The sequence below is a fragment of the Oceanospirillum sp. genome, from assembly GCF_982874595.1.
Genome location: NZ_CEYNZH010000005.1, coordinates 106,698 through 126,998 on the forward strand (window position 1 = coordinate 106,698; position 20,301 = coordinate 126,998).

Annotated in this window: 15 protein-coding genes; 8 read left to right on the forward strand and 7 right to left on the reverse strand. The window is 49.6% G+C overall.

Annotated features, from left to right (window positions below; translation table 11 throughout):
• Positions 1–86: 86 nt before the first annotated feature.
• On the reverse strand, positions 87–1,142 hold the full coding sequence (locus AC4GL5_RS04015) for a DUF3549 family protein (protein ID WP_490381503.1): 1,056 nt from the start codon (positions 1,140–1,142) through the stop codon (positions 87–89).
• Between the two features lie 568 nt (positions 1,143–1,710).
• Between AC4GL5_RS04015 and yegS the strand changes: the two genes are divergently transcribed.
• Entirely contained in the window at positions 1,711–2,661 is a 951-nt protein-coding gene (gene yegS / locus AC4GL5_RS04020; RefSeq protein WP_490381504.1) for a lipid kinase YegS, read from the forward strand.
• Positions 2,662–2,719: 58 nt separating this feature from the next.
• Here the strand turns inward: yegS and AC4GL5_RS04025 are convergent, their stop codons facing one another.
• Positions 2,720–2,989, reverse strand: coding sequence for a late competence development ComFB family protein (locus AC4GL5_RS04025; RefSeq protein WP_490381505.1), 270 nt, complete (start codon positions 2,987–2,989; stop codon positions 2,720–2,722).
• 134 nt (positions 2,990–3,123) lie between these two features.
• Positions 3,124–5,115 (reverse strand): monovalent cation:proton antiporter family protein, encoded by a 1,992-nt coding sequence (locus AC4GL5_RS04030; protein WP_490381506.1) that lies wholly within the window; start codon positions 5,113–5,115, stop codon positions 3,124–3,126.
• Between the two features lie 531 nt (positions 5,116–5,646).
• Here AC4GL5_RS04030 and AC4GL5_RS04035 point away from each other — a divergent pair.
• From AC4GL5_RS04035 to AC4GL5_RS04050, 4 genes are all read left to right on the forward strand, one after another.
• Positions 5,647–6,279 (forward strand): TetR/AcrR family transcriptional regulator, encoded by a 633-nt coding sequence (locus tag AC4GL5_RS04035; protein WP_490381507.1) that lies wholly within the window; start codon positions 5,647–5,649, stop codon positions 6,277–6,279.
• Between the two features lie 144 nt (positions 6,280–6,423).
• Entirely contained in the window at positions 6,424–7,446 is a 1,023-nt protein-coding gene (locus AC4GL5_RS04040) for a hypothetical protein (protein ID WP_490381508.1), read from the forward strand.
• A 199-nt stretch (positions 7,447–7,645) separates the two neighbouring features.
• Entirely contained in the window at positions 7,646–8,941 is a 1,296-nt protein-coding gene (locus AC4GL5_RS04045) for an ATP-binding protein (protein WP_490381509.1), read from the forward strand.
• Between the two features lie 115 nt (positions 8,942–9,056).
• The gene (locus AC4GL5_RS04050; RefSeq protein WP_490381510.1) at positions 9,057–9,743 is read left to right on the forward strand and encodes a hypothetical protein; all 687 of its coding nucleotides are present in this window, start codon (positions 9,057–9,059) and stop codon (positions 9,741–9,743) included.
• A gap of 39 nt (positions 9,744–9,782) precedes the next feature.
• Here the strand turns inward: AC4GL5_RS04050 and AC4GL5_RS04055 are convergent, their stop codons facing one another.
• From AC4GL5_RS04055 to AC4GL5_RS04070, 4 genes are all read right to left on the reverse strand, one after another.
• Entirely contained in the window at positions 9,783–11,549 is a 1,767-nt protein-coding gene (locus AC4GL5_RS04055; protein ID WP_490381511.1) for an HDOD domain-containing protein, read from the reverse strand.
• A 213-nt stretch (positions 11,550–11,762) separates the two neighbouring features.
• Positions 11,763–13,238 carry a sodium/proline symporter PutP gene (putP, locus tag AC4GL5_RS04060; protein ID WP_490381512.1) on the reverse strand — a complete coding sequence of 492 codons (1,476 nt, stop codon included), beginning with the start codon at positions 13,236–13,238 and terminating at the stop codon, positions 11,763–11,765.
• 393 nt (positions 13,239–13,631) lie between these two features.
• Positions 13,632–14,399: an AraC family transcriptional regulator gene (locus AC4GL5_RS04065; protein ID WP_490381513.1), complete on the reverse strand. Its 768-nt coding sequence runs from the start codon at positions 14,397–14,399 to the stop codon at positions 13,632–13,634.
• A gap of 190 nt (positions 14,400–14,589) precedes the next feature.
• The gene (locus AC4GL5_RS04070) at positions 14,590–14,952 is read right to left on the reverse strand and encodes a hypothetical protein (RefSeq protein ID WP_490381514.1); all 363 of its coding nucleotides are present in this window, start codon (positions 14,950–14,952) and stop codon (positions 14,590–14,592) included.
• 389 nt (positions 14,953–15,341) lie between these two features.
• Between AC4GL5_RS04070 and AC4GL5_RS04075 the strand changes: the two genes are divergently transcribed.
• From AC4GL5_RS04075 to AC4GL5_RS04085, 3 genes are all read left to right on the forward strand, one after another.
• Positions 15,342–17,264: a PrkA family serine protein kinase gene (locus AC4GL5_RS04075; protein ID WP_490381515.1), complete on the forward strand. Its 1,923-nt coding sequence runs from the start codon at positions 15,342–15,344 to the stop codon at positions 17,262–17,264.
• A 158-nt stretch (positions 17,265–17,422) separates the two neighbouring features.
• Positions 17,423–18,703 carry a YeaH/YhbH family protein gene (locus tag AC4GL5_RS04080; RefSeq protein ID WP_490381516.1) on the forward strand — a complete coding sequence of 427 codons (1,281 nt, stop codon included), beginning with the start codon at positions 17,423–17,425 and terminating at the stop codon, positions 18,701–18,703.
• Complete coding sequence (locus AC4GL5_RS04085; RefSeq protein ID WP_490381517.1) at positions 18,700–20,250, forward strand: SpoVR family protein; 1,551 nt, start codon at positions 18,700–18,702, stop codon at positions 20,248–20,250. The genes AC4GL5_RS04080 and AC4GL5_RS04085 overlap by 4 nt, the downstream gene beginning before the upstream one ends.
• Positions 20,251–20,301: the final 51 nt, after the last annotated feature.

The following is a 20,301-nucleotide window of genomic DNA, read 5'->3' on the forward strand; positions in this document are numbered from 1 at the left end:
AGATCATTGCGTAAGACAAAACGCCCGGTCAGAACCGCTTCTGATCGGGCGTTTTGCTATTGAACGTAGCAGGAATAACGTTGTGCTTAGTTCTGACCCATCAGAAGGCCGATGGCATTTCCAAGAGTTTCGCTGCGCTCCGGGTTGCGGAACTGAGCGATAATCAGAGTTCGTAGGCCCGGAACAAAAATCAGGTCCCGCACGATCTTAATAAAGGCCTGATCACCGGTTGGGCAGCTGGCCAGTTTTTCCAGATAAGGTTTCAGCAGTTCCGGATTCTCCAGAGATTCCCAGCAGCGTGCAGCAATGACTGTCAGAATCTCGATATCATCACTGTGAGGGCTGGCCAGAACATCTCTGATCAGATCATCACGCAGACCTTTTGCCTGACTGTGGCCGACGCCACGAATCGCAGCGGCCAGTGTCAGGCGGTCTGCTTCCGGATCGGCAATCAGCTTTTCGGCCCGTTCGCAGATTGCAGCGGTCAGTTTGTGATCAATGCTTTCGTTTTCCAGGCAGCGGCACAGGGCGCTGAAAGGGATATCCGGGAAGGATTCGATATGTTTTGTCAGATCCCCTGCGTTATCCTGCTTTTCAAGACGAACCGTAAAGTCCGCAATCCCCTGAAGACCCACATCCTCCCAGTCATCCATATCGCGCTGGCCCGTGAAATACTCTTCGGCCTGATCATGAAAACGTGAGGCAGGCTGGCCCAGAGCCAGTTTGGCTTTCGCGTTGAAGATCGCAATGCGTTCCTGATCCGGTGTAAACGCCAGCGGGTTATCTTTCATCAGGTTTTGTGCTTGCTGGTTTTCTTCAGCGGACATGTCTTTAGCGTTCTGGCCGATGGTCTCCAGCAGGCGCTTCAGGAAGTCGTCCCGGGCTGCCTGAATGATGAAGCCCTGTTCGTCCAGAGGAAACTGAAGAAACCAGATAAAGTGTTGTTCAGGCGCTTGCGGATACCAGAACAGAATGCCCAGCCGGGCGTGATACATATAAGGCTGTGGATAGGGTAGTTCGCACTGTTCAAAGCGGGAGAAGGTATTGGCAGACACCAGAGAGACCCGACGGCCCATATCGAACACGCGAAGGTTAGCCCCGGTTTTGTCGAGAAAGTCGGTGAGGGTAGTGATGTCAGACATAGAGCTTCCTGTTTTGAAACAATGAAGGATCAGATCATGGTTTTTCTGCGGTTGCAGAGATTACTGCTTTTGGCTTGAATTCTCCAGTCTGCAAGGGTGTTAGAACAGGCTTTTATCAGCTTGCAGTGCGAGGCTGTTTATTTTGAGATGTATCGTGGCTGGTTAAAAAACAAACAGTTTTCTACAGGCATGATAATCTCTGAGGTTAATCTGGTTGTCCCATAATTATCCACAGCTGTTTACCGGATAGCTGTGTATAGTTGGGGTTTCCTGTCACAAAAGATACTTGGGGGAGCAGGCTGGGCTAATGACCTGACGGTTCGAACAAAAAACCAACTAAAACAGCGAATTAATGTGTTTTTATATCCAGTGTTTTTCCCTTGGCCACTAAAGCTGTTCCGCGTTTTATCCGTTTGCGAAGCCGTGCATTTAACGGAAATAACAGTATACTCCCCGGTAAGTACCAAGCTATCCATGGGTTTATCCACAGGGCGTAGATTGTTTTCAACAGTACAGAGTTTTCCACAGTTCAAAACGGTTTAGGTCGGTCATAAAGAGATAATTAGCTATGAGCTCAGCGGACACGCACCACCACATCCGTATTATTTTGCATGGTAAAGAAGCACAAAATATTGCCTTGCGGGATGCTGTGCGTCTGTTGCGTGATCACAGATATAAAATTGATGTTCGTGTTACCTGGGAAGAGGGCGATGCCCGTCGATTGGCTAAAGAAGCACGTCAGTTGGGCGTGGATACGGTCGTTGCTGCAGGTGGCGACGGTACAATTAATGAAGTGGTTAACGGGCTTATGGCTGCCGATGCCCGGCTTGAGATGCCGTCATTGGGTGTCATTCCTTTGGGGACAGCCAATGACTTTGCCGTTAGTTGCCGTATTCCCCTAGCTCCGCTCGAAGCTCTGATGCTGATTACGGAAATTGCACCTGTCGCGGTCGATCTTGGGCGGGTTAATCAGCGCTACTTTATGAACCTGGCATCGGGTGGTTTTGGGGCTCAAATCACGACGGCCACCCCGGATGAGCTTAAACGGGCTTTAGGGGGACTTGCTTATCTGATAACCGGAATGAGTAAGTTCACCAGTATTGCCGCGGTAGAAGGACATATAAGAGCACCTGATTTTGATTGGCAGGGGGCATTTATGGTGCTGGGGGTTGGCAATGGTCGGCAGGCTGGCGGGGGGCATGAGTTATGTCCGGATGCGCTGCTTGATGATGGCTTACTGGATCTTAATCTGCTGCCCAAAAGCGACCAGCAGACCCTGACCGATACCTTACAGTATTTTATGCTGAATGATGGTTCTGTTCTGCAGCGGCAGATGATTCATCGTCGTGTGCCCTGGCTGGAGATTGAAGCGGAACAGGAGATGAATATTAATATCGATGGCGAACCGGTATCCGGTAAGCAGTTCCGGTTCGAAGTCCATCCTGGAGCATTGAAGATGCATCTGCCGCGTAAGGCGCCTTTGCTGAGTGTGAATGTCGGGGATGAAAGCTTTATATAATCAATAAAAAAACCGGTACTGGCCGGTTTTTTTATTGTCAGCTCGAATGACGGGAGAATCAGTTTTCTTTTTCCAGTTTGTCATTGATAAAAATAATCGCATCATCAATGGCTTTTACTACCTGCTTGCGCATCATCAGATAGTCTTCACTTTCCATATAAAAACCCATATCCACCTCAAAGCGGAAATATTGAGTCGGTAAATTATTCAGCGCTACACAAGCGATATCTTCTACATAGCCTTCTTCGTAACCGGTCAGAAAACCCCGTTCGGTCAGTTCTTCCAATACCAGTTTTTCATAATAATTTTGCACATTATGAAACATCATAACCATTCTCCGGCAGTCAGGTCTTACTTATCCCTTAAGGTTTATATCTGATGCTCCTGCTTCTCTCTCAGAATAGTCCTTTAGGTTTTGTTGTGCATTAATTGTCGTTGATTCGGCAGGTTTTATCCCGAGGGTTAACCGCTGTAGATTAAGGATTCTGCTTGTTCAATATGATCCGTCAGACCCTGTAAAATCAAGGTGTCACCGGCTTGCAGCTTAAAATCGGGTTCTGGTGTTTCTATGTCTGTATCGTCCCGGTTGATCCGTAGTACCTGAACCTGACAGCCCGCCAGATTCAGCTCTGCAATGGTTTTTCCCTGAGCAAAGCAGCTATCGCTGATCTGAACCGGGTGCAAACGAACCAAGGGATTACCCTCTTTGTCCAGAAGCTGAGAAAGTCGGCCGTGGAAATAGCCGTGTAATAACTGATAGCGCTGTTCTCTTGCCGTCTGAACCATTCGTGCGATGCGCCGGAAAGGAATCTGCATCTGGGTCATGACATGGGTGACCAGCATCAGACTGCCTTCCAACGCTTCCGGAATGACCTCGGTAGCGCCTTCCTGCTTTAGGTCTTCCAGGTGACTGTCATCCTGGGTACGAACGACAACAGGTATCTCATGGCTCAAAGCCCGCACACTGCGCAGAATAGACAAGGTTTGCTCGTATTCGTTGACCGTGATCACTACCAGACTGGCTCGGTGCAGGCCTGCGGCTTCCAGAACCTTGCGGCTTGATGAATCTCCGAAAAAGATGTTTTCGCCACCTCCGGTTGCTTCCTGAACCCGGATAGGGTCGTTGTCCAGTGCCAGAATCGGTAGCTTTTCTTTACGCATAAAGCGGGCAACGGTCTGGCCAACACGGCCGAACCCACAAACAATAATGTGTCGGTCCAACTCTGAGGTGGCTTCAGCCAACTCTTCGGAATTATGCGGTGGGGGTTCTTCGTAGGGCTTGTTGGGGAGCAACCGTTGGCAGATCTTGGCGTTATAGCGAATCAGGAACGGTGTGACTGCAATCGAGAACACAATAATTGCCACCACCAGACTGGCGATCTCCGCTTCCAGCAGGTTGTTCGCCAGTGCTAATGTCAGCAGAGCAAAACCAAATTCGCCACCCTGAGCCAGCACCAGCCCCGTCCGTATGGCGGTTGATCTGTCTTTGCCAAGCATTTGAGCCAGAATTGTGATCAGAATAGCCTTAGAGAGTACTAATCCGATACTGCCCAGAAGCACCCAATGGAGGTTGCTGATCAGCACCTGATAGTCCAGCTGCATACCGACAGTAACAAAGAAAAGGCCCAGAAGAATATCTCGGAAGGGGCGAATATCCGCTTCGATCTGATGTTTAAAATGGCTCTCCCCGAGCATCATGCCGGCAAGGAAAGCGCCGAGCGCCATAGAGAGCTCAAGAGCATGAGTGATCCAGGCCGCAGTCAGGGCTACTAAAAGCACTGTCATCACAAAGAGTTCTTCAGAGCGGGTTTTGCTGATCTCATGAAAGATAAAGGGCATCAGCCATTTGCCGACCGCCAGCATGGCTGCAAACAGGGCGACACCTTTAAGCAGGATCAGGCCGATAGCCAATGAGAAGCTATTGTCACTGGTGCCCGCCAGAGCAGGAATCATAATCAGGAAAACAACCGCTGCCAGGTCCTGAAACAAGAGCACTCCGATCGCTGAGTGACCATGATTGCTGTTCAGTTCGTTCCATCGGGTCAGCTCTTGAGTGACGATCGCGGTGGATGACAGGCCTAAAGCCCCGGCAATAATCAGAGAGGCCTCAGAGCTGAGCCCCAATAGATAATGCAGAATCGACCAGAAGAAGAGGCTACAGAGAATAACCTGGCTACTACCCAATCCGAAAACCGTTTTACGCAGGGCGTTCATCTTGCCCAAAGAGAATTCAAGACCGAGGGAGAAAAGCAGAAAGACCAAACCGAATTCAGATAAAAAGTGCAGATCATCAGGTTTTGGGATTAGCTGGAAAGCGTGGGGGCCGATTAAAAGCCCGACCATCAGATAGCCCAGAACCGGAGGGAGTCGCAGGCGGCGCAAAAGCGCGGTGGATACGACAGATCCTCCCAGAATGATCATCACCTGATTGAAATAGTTAGCACTGTCTAGCATCTGCATCCTTAGGCTGAAGCCCTTCCTTTTAATGTTTTTAGCGGTCTTACGGATAAACTGTCAGCTCATTATCGGTCATTGAAATAAGATATCACTTCCGCGAAGCACTGTACTGAAACCTAAAAGGTTAGATTAGCATGACCAGGCTGCAAAAGGTGCTGTGAGTTTTTCTGCCGCGTATGCATTGAGTACCGGATGCCAGGCAGGCCTCTGTCTGCTTATCTTCGATAAGGTACCTAGCGGGTATTCATTTTGTACGGGTTGCTACCGATGACGAATAACGGTTGAATTTCTTGCAAAGGATTGAACAGGCGGTGCTGCCCTGATAGTTTTTTCATACCTATCGGTAAGATGATAGATAGCCCGGCTTACGCTAAGATGGGCGACACGCCCGATAAAAATAACAACAGGTGTGAGGCAGACGGAGATTGCATAACTGGAAAATGCTCGGACGGTCTTGCCGATCTGATGCAGAAAATAACAATTAAAGAAAAAGTTGCAGTTAACTTCTGCGACTTATTTAGGGTCAAGATGAATAAAAACAATAACTCATCCACAGCGGAGCGTATTCTGGATATTGCCCAGGATCTGCTGCAGCGTCAGGGTTTTAACGGCTTTAGTTATCAGGATATTGCCGAACGGGTCAAAATTCGTAAGGCAAGTATTCACTATCATTTTCCTTCCAAAGGCGACCTGGTTGTTAGTCTTTGTGCGCGCTACGTGGATCAGTTTCTGGAGCGCCTGCACCAGCTGGATCGAAAGCACGAATCCTGCCATGCCCGACTGCGGGACTTCACTCAGATCTACAGCCGTATCATCAAAGATAAAGAGAAACTTTGTCCGGTGACCATGTTGTCGGCCGAGATAGAGGCTTTACCAATCCAAGCCAAAGAGCATCTTCAGCGCTTTATCAGTGAGACGGAACGCTGGATCGGACAAACCCTGGAACAGGGCAAACGGGCCCATGAACTTCAGTTTTCCGGTGGTTTTCAGTCTCAATCGCGTATTATTCTGGCGACGCTTCAGGGCGCTATGCTGGTGGCAAGAGCTTCCGGTGATCGGGGGCATTTTCAGGGGATCGCTGATGATCTGCTGCGCCAGCTTCAGTTCAACCCGGCAAGACCGGTGGCACCAGCCGCATCGCAAACGCTGGTCCACGCCTGATAAAACCTGTTTCTGATCCATCCTGCTGCACAGCTCTCAATACTTGTATGAGATCTGTGCAGAAGCTATTTTCCCTGACTATTCCCCTGCTTCCCCTTTCGGTATGATGCACAGCAACGCATGTTCTGAAGGAAGAGGTTTTCAATGAGCGATCAGCCTGAGTTAGCGGTAGATTGGGACAGTCAGATACTAAGGGATGCAGCGATAGCGCTGTTTAAAACCGAACGTATTCACCGGGATGTTTATACCTGGCCGCTGATCAGTGAACTGCTGGGTCTTGAGTGGATCAGTCAGAGCGATGGGAGCGGGAATTATACCTTAACGGTCAAAGGCCGCCATCAGTACCCTAAGCTGCTGGACCAGAATTTACCTCAATGGCAAGAGCTGGCGCTGTCTGGTATGAGCATGCAGGATGAAGAACGTGATGCATTTATGCGCCGTTTGGAGTTCATTCGTACGAATACCCGTTTCGACCTGCCGGTATGGATCAATCGTAAAAGCTACAACACACTTTACGGTGGTGATGAGCAGGCCGATATATCTGACGATCTGCAGGCACTCCTGCCGAAATACCGTATCAGTGAAGATGCCGTACTGCGAATCCGTGGTACGACAGATATGCATCTGGTGCGCAAAATGCTGAAGCCGATCCGTTTAGGGCCGATTCTTCAATTGATGTCCCATGCCACTATTCCTGAACGGGACGTGATGGAGCTGACTGAGGTTGATGGCGAGCAACCCTACATGGTAATGACCGTTGAGAACCTGTCTGTCTTTACAGATATGGATATTCCGGACCATCTGATGCTGATCTGGGCACCGCTGAATTACCCTGATCTGGCCATTAAAGTGCTGAAGATGATTCCTCAGTATGTGCCTCATATACACTTTGGTGATCTTGACTCCAGTGGTTTGGCGCTGGCAGATCATATTGCTGATGAAACGGGCCGACCGGTACGTCGCTTTCTGCCGGAATTCTGGCAGGAATATGTCAATGAATATGCTCAGCCCTGTGCCGATAAAGCGATTAAAGGCTGTAGTTGGCAGCAGGCTATCAGCTCGAACGCCTTGATCCGAAAATTGATGCTGCGTAAAGAGTGGTTGCCGCAAAGTGCACTGTTATTAGATCCCCGCCTGAAAAGTGAGCTGTCTGCCCTGATGAACTGAGGCCTGCTGTAGGCCTTCGTGTAGCCCTTGGCATGTGCCTGACATTCTTTTGACTTGTTTTGTTTACGGAACCCTTGGTTGACTAGGGTTCCGCATCTCTTTATCCCTCTGCGGCTGATAAATTGTTTTTGTAAGCGAACTCCGTTACTTTCAATAAGAGGGTGTAGATGGTTGTTCTGCTCAATTTCCGGAGTCGCTTATGAAAGATAACCTGTCCATGACCGAGCATACGGATGCTTCCCCTGCTTGCGGGGCCTCAACCTCAACGGCTTGGAAGATACTCATTGTTGATGATGACGCGGCAGTTCATCAGGTGACCAAGATGGTCATGTCCGGCTTTCAGTTTGACGATAAGCCGGTGCAGTTCATCAGTGCATACAGCGGTATAGAAGCGTGCCAGGTAATGGATCAGCACTCTGATATTGCACTGGTCCTGCTGGATGTGGTTATGGAGGATGATCAGGCTGGATTGATGGTTGCCAGCTATATTCGTGAGACCTTGGGTAATCACCGTGTTCGTATTGTGATGCGAACAGGGCAGCCGGGTCAGGCACCGGAAGAAGAAGTGATTCGCCGCTATGATATCAATGATTACAAAGATAAAACTGAACTGACCAAAACTAAGCTTGTTACCCTGTTCTTTTCTGCCTTGCGCTCCTATCGCGATATTAATGATCAGCCGGCCGCAAATGAATCCTCTGGCCACGCTGTCTCCTTTCTTCAAAAACCTGATGCTTTGCCCTCAGATATACTTATTTCGGGTATGGCCCACGAAATTGGTACCCCTCTGGGGGTTTGTATCAGCAGCCTCAGTTACCTGCAGGAGCTGTTGAATGGCCTGACAGATGCTGCTGAAGACGGTCGCTTAAGCTCAGAACAGTTAAAAACAGAGCTGGCTTCCAGTCGTGAGGCTGCCCAGTTGACCTGGGATAATCTCCAGCGCTCTGCGGAATTGGTGAAAAGCTTTAAAGCGATCGCAACGGACAAATCAACGGCTTTGGTAAGCCATTTTAATCTTGGTACCTTATTGCAGGATATTGTCAGAAGTCTGCAGCCTGAGATACGTAAGAAAAACCTCCGTGTGGATGTGTCCTGCCCAGATAATCTGAAAGTATCTTCGGATGCCGGTGCGTTAACTCAGATTCTGTCAAATCTGATTCTTAATAGTCTGACGCATGGCTTTATTGATGTGTCGCCTGAGCAAGAAAACCGTATTGCTATAAAGGTGGCACGGTCCGGAAAGTTTTCTGACGCTGAGGGCGTAGGGGTGATTGAGTTGTTCTATCAGGACACCGGTATCGGAATTCCACCCGAGAATCGGGAAAAAATATTTGAAGCCTTTTTTACTACCCGGGCGAAAGAAGGGGGAACTGGAATTGGTTTGTCGGTTGCCCGGGAATTGGCCCTCAAACGATTGGGCGGACAACTGGAGCTGCTGAATACCGATTCCGGTACAGGGTTTCGGTTGGAATTCCCAATGGATATTTCGGATTAAAACTTGTTGTGCTGGTAGAAGGCACTACATTAGATTTTCTGTAGACTAAAGGATTAGACAAGCTATTCGGGCTATGGTTATCTATGTCGTTACCCGAGGCAAGGAGCAAGTGTTGATGAAAGCATCAAAAGAGATCACTTGGTATAAATCCGGCCTGCATCAGAAGCCGGTGCGTGCATCGGTACCTCAACGGAAATGTCATCAGCGTTCTGCTATATCATCATCTGTCGCTTCTGCGGATAATTCGTCGCCACCTGCATCTCCGATGCCTTATTACGTCGCTTCTTCTGCCGTTGGTCTGGTGCTTTATGGCATTTTTACCCTTTTTCAGGGGCCGACGGGTCTGCAGACATCGATGTCGGATGAGTGTCATTATCTGAGCCACCTGGGTCTGGCTGGCCAATACCAACAGCAAAAAGATGGTTCAGCCAGCTGCCAGAGTCAGGTGCGATATCTTGGCGCGAACAATCAGCACACTCTACGCTATATGGCGAAAGGCAGCGAAGGGACAATAGAAGAGATGCGGGTCAGCCTGCGCCTGGGAGAGTATGGTCAGGCTGGTGCGATTGATGAGCTGATCCGGTTTGGCCAGAGTTTATCTTTACCCGTGCTCGGACACACGATGCCAGCAGACGTTGGTCAGTATCTGCGGGATGGGCATGTTGGTCACTGGGATTTCTCTCGGGCCAGTCTTTACATCGAGCGTCATCACTACCCGGTTCAACGGGCAACGGCTTCAAGTATTGAAGCCCGTGATTTCGAAGATATTGAACTGGTATTCCGTAAAAACCGCGTTCATTAAAAACGGCCTCTGTCCCCGCATTCTTTTTATTTTCGTTTGTCAGGTCTGCGGAGGGTTTTGCCGGTGTTCCATTTCTTTCTGATCTGCAAGTATTCCCATGCCATGACTGATCGCCTGAGCCAGGGCCCTGAAGGTTGCATAGTGGCTATCCGACAGGCTTTTGCCGGAACCTTGTGTGTCCGCGTATAAAATACCTGATACCTTTCCCCGGAGCATGATGCTGGAGAGTACAAACTCCTCCGGATTATTCAGATGTTGCCACAGCCCCTCCGGCAATTCCGGAATATAGCGCGTAAGATTCTCTTTTTTCACCCAGAGCGCAGCCTGTTTTTGCAGCAGCTTACCAAAAAGATGCTGGTTATCAGCTGTCAGCGTCATTTTTGCGAAAGGTGTATTGTCCTCAAAACCCTTGGCATAAAGCCCTTTTACACTGCCGTGACTGCGGGACTTCATAAAGAGAATACAGCGGGTCAGGCCCAAATCGAAGTGCAGTACCTGACTGGCCCCGTCCATCATTTGATGAATGGAGAAAACCTGCTGCTGCTTTACGGTTTGCAGGTAATAGAGTTTGAACAAGGCGGTCTGAACCGCTTGGCTCTTATCTTGAGTGACGGTCTTCGGAGCACTGTCAGACGTCTTCGGTTTGGGAGTTCTGACTTTCTTCACCGGAGCAGGTTGCTGCTCTGATTTTTGGTCAACCGGCTTGAGTGGCTCTGAGGGAACCCGAACCGGTTTGAGCTCTGCGCGGACTCTTGTATCGCTGGAAAGGTCCGCATAGCGCTTGGACTTCTTATTTTTTTCGGTCTTGGCTTTTTTACGCACTGACCGCTTTGGCAGAGGGGGATGCAATAGCTTGACTGCGGGTAGCCAAACGCCATCCAGACGATGACTGGCAGAGCACAGTACGGCATTCCGGTGGAGTAACGGCACCACATTATCCAGGTGTTGATGCAGATAAGTGGCGATCATGCGTTCTATGCGCTCAGTTTTTGGGCTAAACCAGTTGACTGAGGCGTTGAGAGCCAGCCAGTGCGCAAGGACAGAGGCTGTCCAGGGCGTTTGAAGAAAATGCCCCACATGACGGGGAATTTCCGGGGCTATCTCTTTTCGCCAGGCGCATTTGGCCATTGCACCTAACATTGCGGCTTTAGCTCCCAGAAGCTGATTCAGATTGCTCTGGGTGTATTCACTCAGGTGCCAGTCTTTCAGCATGGTACGGGTCAATTGTTGGGTTGTGCAGCCCATTAGCTCCTGTTCGACCCGGCTGCGGCTTTCACCAGTTTGCACCCTTTTTTCGATCGCATGATAGGTTTTAGGCGATGCCAGAGACAGAAGCCAAAAAACAGAACTTAAGCGAAGAGATATCCAGTAGTGGCTCTCGCCGGTGCCCGGGTCTTTATGTTCTGCGATCTGGTAAGCCTGGGTTGCAGCATGCAAGCTGGTGTTCAGGGCTTGCAGAAAAGCGTTATGGGCAGTCTTTGCGGGATCAAAGCGGATATATTTTACTTTGCTCAGCATCGGACGAAGCTTATCCATCCCCAGCAGCGACAGTGCGTGGGGTAGGGAAAGTACATCATTTTCGGGATTTGTGCGTAGCTGACTCGCTTTGGCGATGAGCTGAAACGAGAGAACCGGATCATCAGAAATGACCTGTTCAAGATCCCGTAGGGAGGTATCGGAATCTTTCAGCATCTTTATCAGGCGGGCTCCTGTATCAGCCAACGCAGGCAGGGATACCTTTAAAAGCTCTTTTCGCCAATAGTTAAGTCCTGTGGCTGACGATGTGCTTGCGGCTTTTTCTGACATGAAGTTACCCAGAGTTCCGATGCATTGAACCGATTAAGGCCTGCTAAATACCGATAATTAATCGCATTGTAACTCAGATATCTGAAGGTTTGTTTATCTGGCTGGGCTTTTTATTCAGCGGATGAACAGACAAAAGAGATTAAGGTGGGCAGAAACAACAAAGGGCCTGAGTGGCCCTTTGCTGAATATTATGTGGCTTACGAAGCGTTCAGATTAGCGATTAGCCACCTGATCAAATTCTGCCTGAATTTCTTTAGATGGTTCAGGAGTTGCCAGACTTACCACATAGATCGCGATCCAGGCCAAGATGAAGCCCGGTACGATTTCATAAATGTCGAAGATACCACCGGTCAGTTGCTTCCAGACCACAACGGTTATGCCACCAACAATGATACCTGCCAGAGCGCCCATCATGTTCATGCGCTTCCAGAACAGAGCCAGAATCAGGGTTGGACCAAATGCCGCTCCGAAACCTGCCCAAGCATAAGATACCAGACCCAGTACGGAAGAATCCGGATCACGGGCCAGCAGCAAAGCGATTACCGCAATGCCTACTACCGCGATACGACCAACCATAACCAGTTCTTTCTGAGTCGCATCTTTGCGGAACAGAGACTTGTAGAAGTCTTCGGTCAGAGCTGAAGACGATACCAGCAGCTGGGAATCCGCAGTGGACATTACTGCCGCCAGGATCGCTGCCAGCAGAATACCGGCTACAACAGGGTGGAACAGAGCGTTCACCAGTACCATAAAGACAGTCTCGCCATCGGCAAGACCGGAATCCAGATAGCTTACGGCACCAAAACCAACAAAGCAGGCACCCAGCAGACTGATCGCAGTCCAGCTTGTTGCAATACGACGAGCCGTTGGAATGTCATCTTCGCTACGGATTGCCGCGAAACGCGCCAGAATATGAGGCTGACCAAAATAGCCCAGACCCCAGGCAACCAGAGAGATAATTGCGATAATGCCCAGAGGCTCGCCATCCATGCCGTTGAAGAGTGTCAGGAACTCAGGGTTCTTCGCTTCCATCGCAGCAAACGTGCCGGATACGCCACCGGTTTCGCCCAGCAGGATCACAGGAACGATGACCAGTGCCGCCGCCATCATCAGGCCCTGTACCAGGTCAGTCCAGGATACCGCCAGGAAGCCACCAAAGAAGGTGTAGGTGATGACAGCCAAAGTACCCACCAGTACCGCAGTGAAGTAATCCATGCCGAATACAGTCGCGAACAGCTTGCCGCCGGCAACCAGACCGGAGCTGGTGTAGAACAGGAAGAACAGCAGGATAAAGAACGCAGAGATAACACGCAGCAGGTGAGAGTTATCGCGGAAGCGTTTTTCAAAGAACTCCGGCAGGGTCAGAGAGTCGCTTGCCAGCTGGCTGTAAACGCGCAGACGGCCAGCAACGATCAGCCAGTTCAGCCAGGTACCCACCAGCAGGCCACCCGCCAGCCAGAAGGCTTCAAAACCGGCTGCTAAAGCGTAGCCCGGCAGGCCCAGCAGCAACCAGCCACTCATGTCAGAAGCACCGGCAGACAGCGCAGAAGGCCAAGGGCCTAAGCTACGGCCACCCAGAATATAATCGGAAAGATCTTGTGTTTTGCGGTAGGCGTAAATACCGATCCCCAGCATCAGGGCGATATAGACAACAAAGGTCCAGCCAACAATCGCGTTAGTTTCTACCATGGTAGTTTACCTTTATGTGCAGACTCTTTAGTTATTTTTATGGGCACACCGGATGGTGTTTAGACTGCCTCTACTTACGGAGGCTTATACCCAACGGGCTACACCGGACAGAATTGGGTTTAAGCGGCAAGCTAAGCCCAATTCAATGCAATGTAGCAGAACATTTACTGAGTAATATCTACAGAGGGTAGATGATTACTTCTGTTCTTGCCTCTTATGAGGCAATTACTTCCTGTGGGTGTCGTTTTCCCTGCGTGCAATTGGGATAAAAGCGACGTCGCGTGGAGGTGCAAAGATCCACGCTAAGGTCACTTTATTGAGATAAGAGAGGTCCTTCTTGCAAAAAACTGTGATTTTTTTGCAAAAAACTCTGATGTTCTCTTTGAGGGGGCGTTAGTGTTTCTGACGGAATTGTCCGGGAGTTAGCTGATAATATCGCTTAAAGGCATTGCCTAAGGCGCTTTGACTGGTAAAGCCGGTTTGCTCAGCAATATCATTTAGTGGTGATTGGGACTGACGCAGTAGGCGAGCCGCTTCCTTCAGGCGGGCCTGAATCAGATATTGATGCGGAGTGATACCAACAACGTTACGGAACATGATGTGAAAATGGCTTTCACTCATACAGGCAACATCCGCCAGCTGCGCAACAGAGATCTTTTCAGCCAGATGATCGGCAATGTACTGATCAATCAGATCCAGCTTCAGGGTGACACGATCGATCTGCTTGAGAGGAGCTTCCTGTTGGAAGATACGCTGGTGCAGGCGGTGCAGAAAAGCAAATGCCAGAAAATCAGCAGTGCCGGGGTCGTCACCAAACAGTTCGATCTCCTTCAGCATAAACGACAGGAAGAGCTTAAGATTACTGTCAATGTTGAAATAGCCGGGCGTATCAAACAGACGGCTAAGGTCGATCACGCTGCTTTGCAGCAAGGGGTGGCGGTAGGGCAGGTCGATAATCAGGTGATTATTAGCACCAATGCCTTCGTAGTAGTGAGTGTGTTCTGAAGGCACAAGGCAGCCCTGCCAAGGACTGACAATGCCCTGATTACCTTCAATTTCAAATTCTGCTTTACCTGACAGGGCAACAACCAGTTGATGGAACTCATGGTCGTGGCTCAGGCAACTATTGGGGAGTCGGTTTACGCGGATCGCCGTATTCATGGGTCGCCTCTTGGACCGATTTCAGATACACACCAATTGATCACAGATGCAGGGCAAGTGTTAAGGCCGAGCATCGTGTCCGAATATACCCTAACTGAGCGAGTATTGTACGACTTTGGTTTAGCGGGTAAAGGTTTTTGTGAGTGATTCTCATTTGTTTGCAGGCAGAATGTTAAAAAAAGTCATGGATTCAGGCGGTTAGTGAATCCTGTTCTCTAAGTTGATTGAGCTCTTCTTCAATCAGCTTCAGCCCCTGATTGGAAAACATCAACTCTGGCTTGCCTAAGCGTGCAGGACGGTTCCGATAATGCTTTTCCTCTATATCGAGACAGCGCTGGCGCATCGCTTCTAGTCTCAGATCGTGGCGAATAGGAACATGCATAACCGAACTCCATTGGTCATAGTCTGCCTGACCTGTGATGGCCAGGTTCATCACCCATGCAAAATCCCTTTCGGTGGCATGAAATTTAGGCTCGTGACGAAAACTGGCCAACCAGAGGCTGAGTGAAATAATCAGAAATGCTAAAAGTACAGTGATCAGAAATAAATACATGACGAACTCCAGTCCTGCCCTTTGAGAACTTTTTGAGTATAGATACGGGTCTCATCTTCTGTGAATGTTTATAGATCAGGGATTCACTTTCAGATCATCTTAGGTATCCCGGTCCGTGATGGTTGCTCATAATTCATTAAAGCTGACTAAGAAATGAATCTATATGCTTGTTAATTCGTAATGGGCATTTGACAGCTGGCAATATCAACTATGCTGTAAATGTGACCGGTTTTTCAGGAACCCTTTCAAACAGAGAGAAACCGGTGTTGTGCGTCACAAACGAATTCAGGTTTCAGCCAACGGTTTTATACGCTCCGGACTCACCGGGTCCGGGCAATAGCGGGTTTAGCGCATCGCTTCTGCTGCTTGGCTGTATCGAGGAGGCCATTATGAGCATCTTTAGTCATGTACAAAACCGTTTTGACCGGGTTCAGCAGGAAGAGTACAGCCTGCAGGAATATCTCGAAATTTGTAAGCAGGATCCTATGGCCTACGCCTCTGCCGCCGAGCGAATGCTGCAGGCGATTGGTGAGCCGGAGGTGATCGATACCGCAAAAGATTCCCGCCTGAGCCGCATTTTCTCCAACAAGGTGATCCGTCGTTATCCGGCCTTCTCTGAGTTTTACGGTATGGAAGAGGCGATTGAACAGATCGTGTCCTATTTCCGTCATTCCGCACAGGGGCTGGAAGAGAGTAAGCAGATTCTCTATCTGTTAGGGCCGGTGGGCGGTGGTAAATCCTCGCTGGCGGAACGACTGAAAGCTCTGATTGAGCGCGTCCCCTTCTATGCCATTAAAGGCTCTCCGGTGTTTGAGTCACCCCTTGGGCTGTTTGATCCGGATGAAGACGCTCAGATTCTGCAGGAAGAGTTCGGCATTCCGCATCGTTACACCACCTCGATCATGTCACCATGGGCTGCGAAACGCCTGAAAGAGTATGGCGGCGATATCTCGAAATTCCGTGTGGTTAAACTCTACCCGTCCCGTCTGGATCAGATTGCGGTGGCGAAAACCGAACCCGGCGATGACAACAATCAGGATATCAGTGCCTTGGTAGGTAAAGTGGATATCCGCATGCTGGAGGACTTCTCCCAGAATGATCCGGATGCCTACAGCTTCTCCGGTGGTCTGTGTCGGGCAAACCAGGGCCTGATGGAGTTTGTGGAGATGTTTAAAGCGCCAATCAAGGTGCTGCACCCTCTGCTGACCGCCACGCAGGAAGGGAACTACAACAGTACGGAAGGGATGTCAGCCATTCCGTATCAGGGTGTGATTCTGGCGCACTCCAACGAATCCGAATGGAAGGCATTCAAAAACAATAAAAACAATGAGGCGTTTCTTGACCGGGTCTATATCGTCAAGGTGCCTTATTGTCTCCGGGTTTCCGAAGAGGTGAAAATCTACGAGAAACTGCTGGAAAACAGTTCGCTGCACAGCGCCCATTGTGCACCGGATACCCTGAAAATGCTGGCGCAGTTCTCGATTCTTTCCCGCGTTAAAGAACCGGAGAACTCCAGTATCTACTCCAAAATGCGGATCTACGACGGTGAAAACCTGAAAGATACCGACCCGAAAGCCAAGTCGATTCAGGAATATCGTGACAATGCCGGTGTTGATGAAGGTATGGAAGGTCTGTCGACCCGTTTTGCCTTCAAGATTCTGTCGAAAGTATTCAACTTTGATGCCACAGAAATCGCGGCTAACCCTGTGCATCTGCTCTATGTGCTGGAAAACCAGATCGAACAGGAGCAGTACGCACCGGAAATTCGCGAGCGTTATCTGCGCTTTATTAAAGAGTGGCTGGCACCCCGCTATGTGGACTTTATCGGCAAAGAGATTCAGACCGCGTATCTCGAATCCTACAGCGAGTACGGTCAGAACATCTTTGACCGTTATGTCACCTATGCTGACTTCTGGATTCAGGATCAGGAGTTCCGTGACCCTGAAACCGGTGAGTTGTTCGATCGTCAGTCATTAAATGACGAACTGGAAAAAATCGAAAAACCGGCCGGTATCAGTAACCCGAAAGATTTCCGTAACGAGGTGGTGAACTTTGTGCTGCGCGCCCGTGCTCAGAACAATGGTAATAACCCATCCTGGTTGAGTTACGAGAAGCTGAAAACCGTGATCGAACACAAAATGTTTGCCAACACGGAAGAGCTGTTACCTGTGATCTCCTTTAACGCCAAAGCTTCCTCCTCTGAACAAAGTAAACATGAGGACTTTGTCGCCCGAATGACTGAGCGGGGTTACACCGAGAAGCAGGTGCGTTTGTTGTCGGAATGGTATCTGCGAGTGCGCAAATCCCAGTAACCGGTCTGCACGGCTGAAAAGTCTGAAAGACTGATCAACCCGCCAAAGGCTTCAGCCGGGCATGATGTTGATGTCCGGCTGAGCAGAAACCGCTTCGGATGGAATGTTGAATATTCTGTTCGGTGCAGGGGATTGGCCGGTGTAAAAGGAGACTCCGCATGAGCTTTATTATTGACCGACGCCTGAACGGCAAGAATAAGAGCGCGGTGAACCGACAGAGGTTTCTGCGCCGCTATCGCAATCACATCAAAAAGGCGGTGACAGATGCTGTCAACCGCCGCAGCATTACCGATCTTGAGCATGGTGAGAAGATCAATATTCCCACCAAAGATATCAACGAGCCTGTTTTTCAGCAGGGTAAAGGTGGTCATCGGGAGATCGTCAGTCCCGGTAATAAGGAGTTTCAGCAGGGCGATCGTTTCAGCCGGCCTGAGGGCGGTGGAGGCGGTGGTGGTTCCGGCGAAGGTAAAGCCAGTAACAAGGGTGAAGGTGAGGATGAGTTTTCATTCTCCATCACCAAAGATGAGTTTCTGGAGTTTATGTTTGACGGTCTGGAACTGCCCAATCTGGTTCGTAAAGAATTTAAAGATATGGAATCGGTCAAACAGGTGCGTGCCGGTATCGTTAAAGATGGCACGCCCTCCAATATGAATATTGTCCGTTCCATGCGGAATGCTCAGGCGCGCCGCCGTGCTATGACCAGTAAAAGCCGACGCAAACTGCGTGAGCTGAAAGCGGCTCTTGAAGAAGAGTTGAGTAAAGACGAGTTATTGCGTAATCCGGTTCGTATCGAAGAGCTGGAAGCCTCAATCGCACAACGGAAACAGAAGATTGAGCGGGTGCCGTTTCTGGATACCTATGATCTGCGCTACAACCATTTCCGTCAGGAGCCGCAGCCGAGCAATCAGGCGGTTATGTTCTGTCTGATGGATGTATCCGGTTCGATGACGCAATCCCATAAGGATATGGCCAAGCGATTTTTCATCCTGCTGTATCTGTTTCTGGAGCGGAACTATCAGAAGATCGAAGTGGTGTTTATCCGCCACCATACCAGTGCAACCGAGGTGGATGAGGAGACATTTTTCTACTCCCGTGAAACCGGTGGCACGATTGTTTCCAGTGCGATTCGTCTGACTCAGGAGGTTATTGCTAAGCGCTTTCCACCTAATGAGTGGAATATCTATGTTGCCCAGGCCTCAGATGGTGATAACTGGGATGATGACTCCACCAACTGCAGCAATATTCTGATCAACGAGCTGATGCCTCTGCTGCAGTACTTTGCCTATGTTGAGATCACCCCCCATGCTCATCAGTCCCTGTGGGAAGAATATGAAGGGGCCAGAGAAAAATTTCCGGATCGCTTTGCGATGGAGCAGATCGTCAGCGAGGCAGATATCTACCCGGTATTCCGGGAGCTGTTCAGGAGGAAAGAGGCATGAGAGATGTAAATAATAAGACCACTGACACCCGTGAACCTCTCTCAACCAGTTCTGAATGGAGCTTTGAACTGCTGGAAGACTATGATCGTGAGATCCGCCGGATAGCCAAAGACTTCCGGCTGGATACCTATCCGAATCAGATCGAGGTGATTACAACAGAGCAGATGATGGATGCCTACTCATCCGTCGGCATGCCGTTGGGCTATAACCACTGGTCCTTTGGTAAGCAGTTTCTCTCTGTTGAGCAGGGTTATAAGCGTGGGCAAATGGGGCTGGCTTATGAGCTGGTGATTAACTCGGATCCCTGTATCGCTTATCTGATGGAAGAAAACACCATGACCATGCAGGCGTTGGTGATTGCCCATGCCTGTTACGGCCATAACTCCTTCTTTAAAGGCAATTACCTTTTCCGCACCTGGACCGACGCCAGCTCCATTGTTGATTATCTTCTGTTTGCTAAGAAGTACATTAGTCAGTGCGAAGAGCGCTACGGCGTCGAGGAAGTGGAAACCCTGTTGGATGCCTGTCATGCCCTGCAGAACTATGGGGTTGATCGCTATAAAAGACCGTCTCCGATCTCTGCGGAAGAGGAACAAAGACGTCAGTCTGAGCGTGAAGAGTATCTGCAGCAACAGGTGAATCGCCTCTGGAGTACGATTCCGCAAATGAATCACGATGAGGATGATGAACGTAATAACCGGGCAAGATACCCCGCAGAGCCGCAGGAGAACCTGCTCTACTTTATTGAGAAAAATGCGCCTTTACTTGAACCCTGGCAGCGGGAAGTGGTGCGTATTGTACGTAAGATTGCGCAGTATTTTTATCCACAGCGCCAGACTCAGGTGATGAACGAAGGCTGGGCGACGTTCTGGCACTACACCATTATGAACCACCTTTATGATGAAGGGCTGGTGACCGAAGGCTTTATGCTGGAGTTTCTGCAGTCTCATACCAGCGTGGTCTATCAGCCGCCATATAATAGTCCTTACTATAGCGGTATCAATCCTTACACCCTGGGATTCTCTATTTTTACGGATCTGAAACGTATTTGTCAGGAGCCTACAGACGAAGACAACGTCTGGTTCCCCGATATTGCCGGCAGTGACTGGCTGGATACGCTGCACTTTGCCATGAAGAACTTCAAAGATGAGAGTTTTATTCTGCAGTACCTGTCGCCAAAAGTGATGAGAGATCTGAAGCTCTTCTCTATTGTCGATGATGATCAGGATTCAGAGCTTGAGGTTTCGGCGATTCATGATGAGAGGGGATATCGGAAGCTTAGAGAGCAATTAGCAGCTCAATACAATTTGGGGGATCGGGAGCCGAATATTCAGGTTTATGAAGCGGACATCAGGGGTGACCGATCTCTGACGCTGCATCACTATGCGTACAACCGCAGGCCTTTGGATGATTCTGCTCAGGACGTTATGCGGCACCTGCATTTTCTGTGGGGGTTCCCTGTCCATTTGAAATCCATTTCAGATGGAGAAGAAACGAAAACACTGCACTGGCCGGTCGAAGATGACTCAGATGCGTCGGCAGCTTAGAGATCTGGATTTGCCCGGCAATGTTTTGGTCATCTGCTTGACGATGTTCTG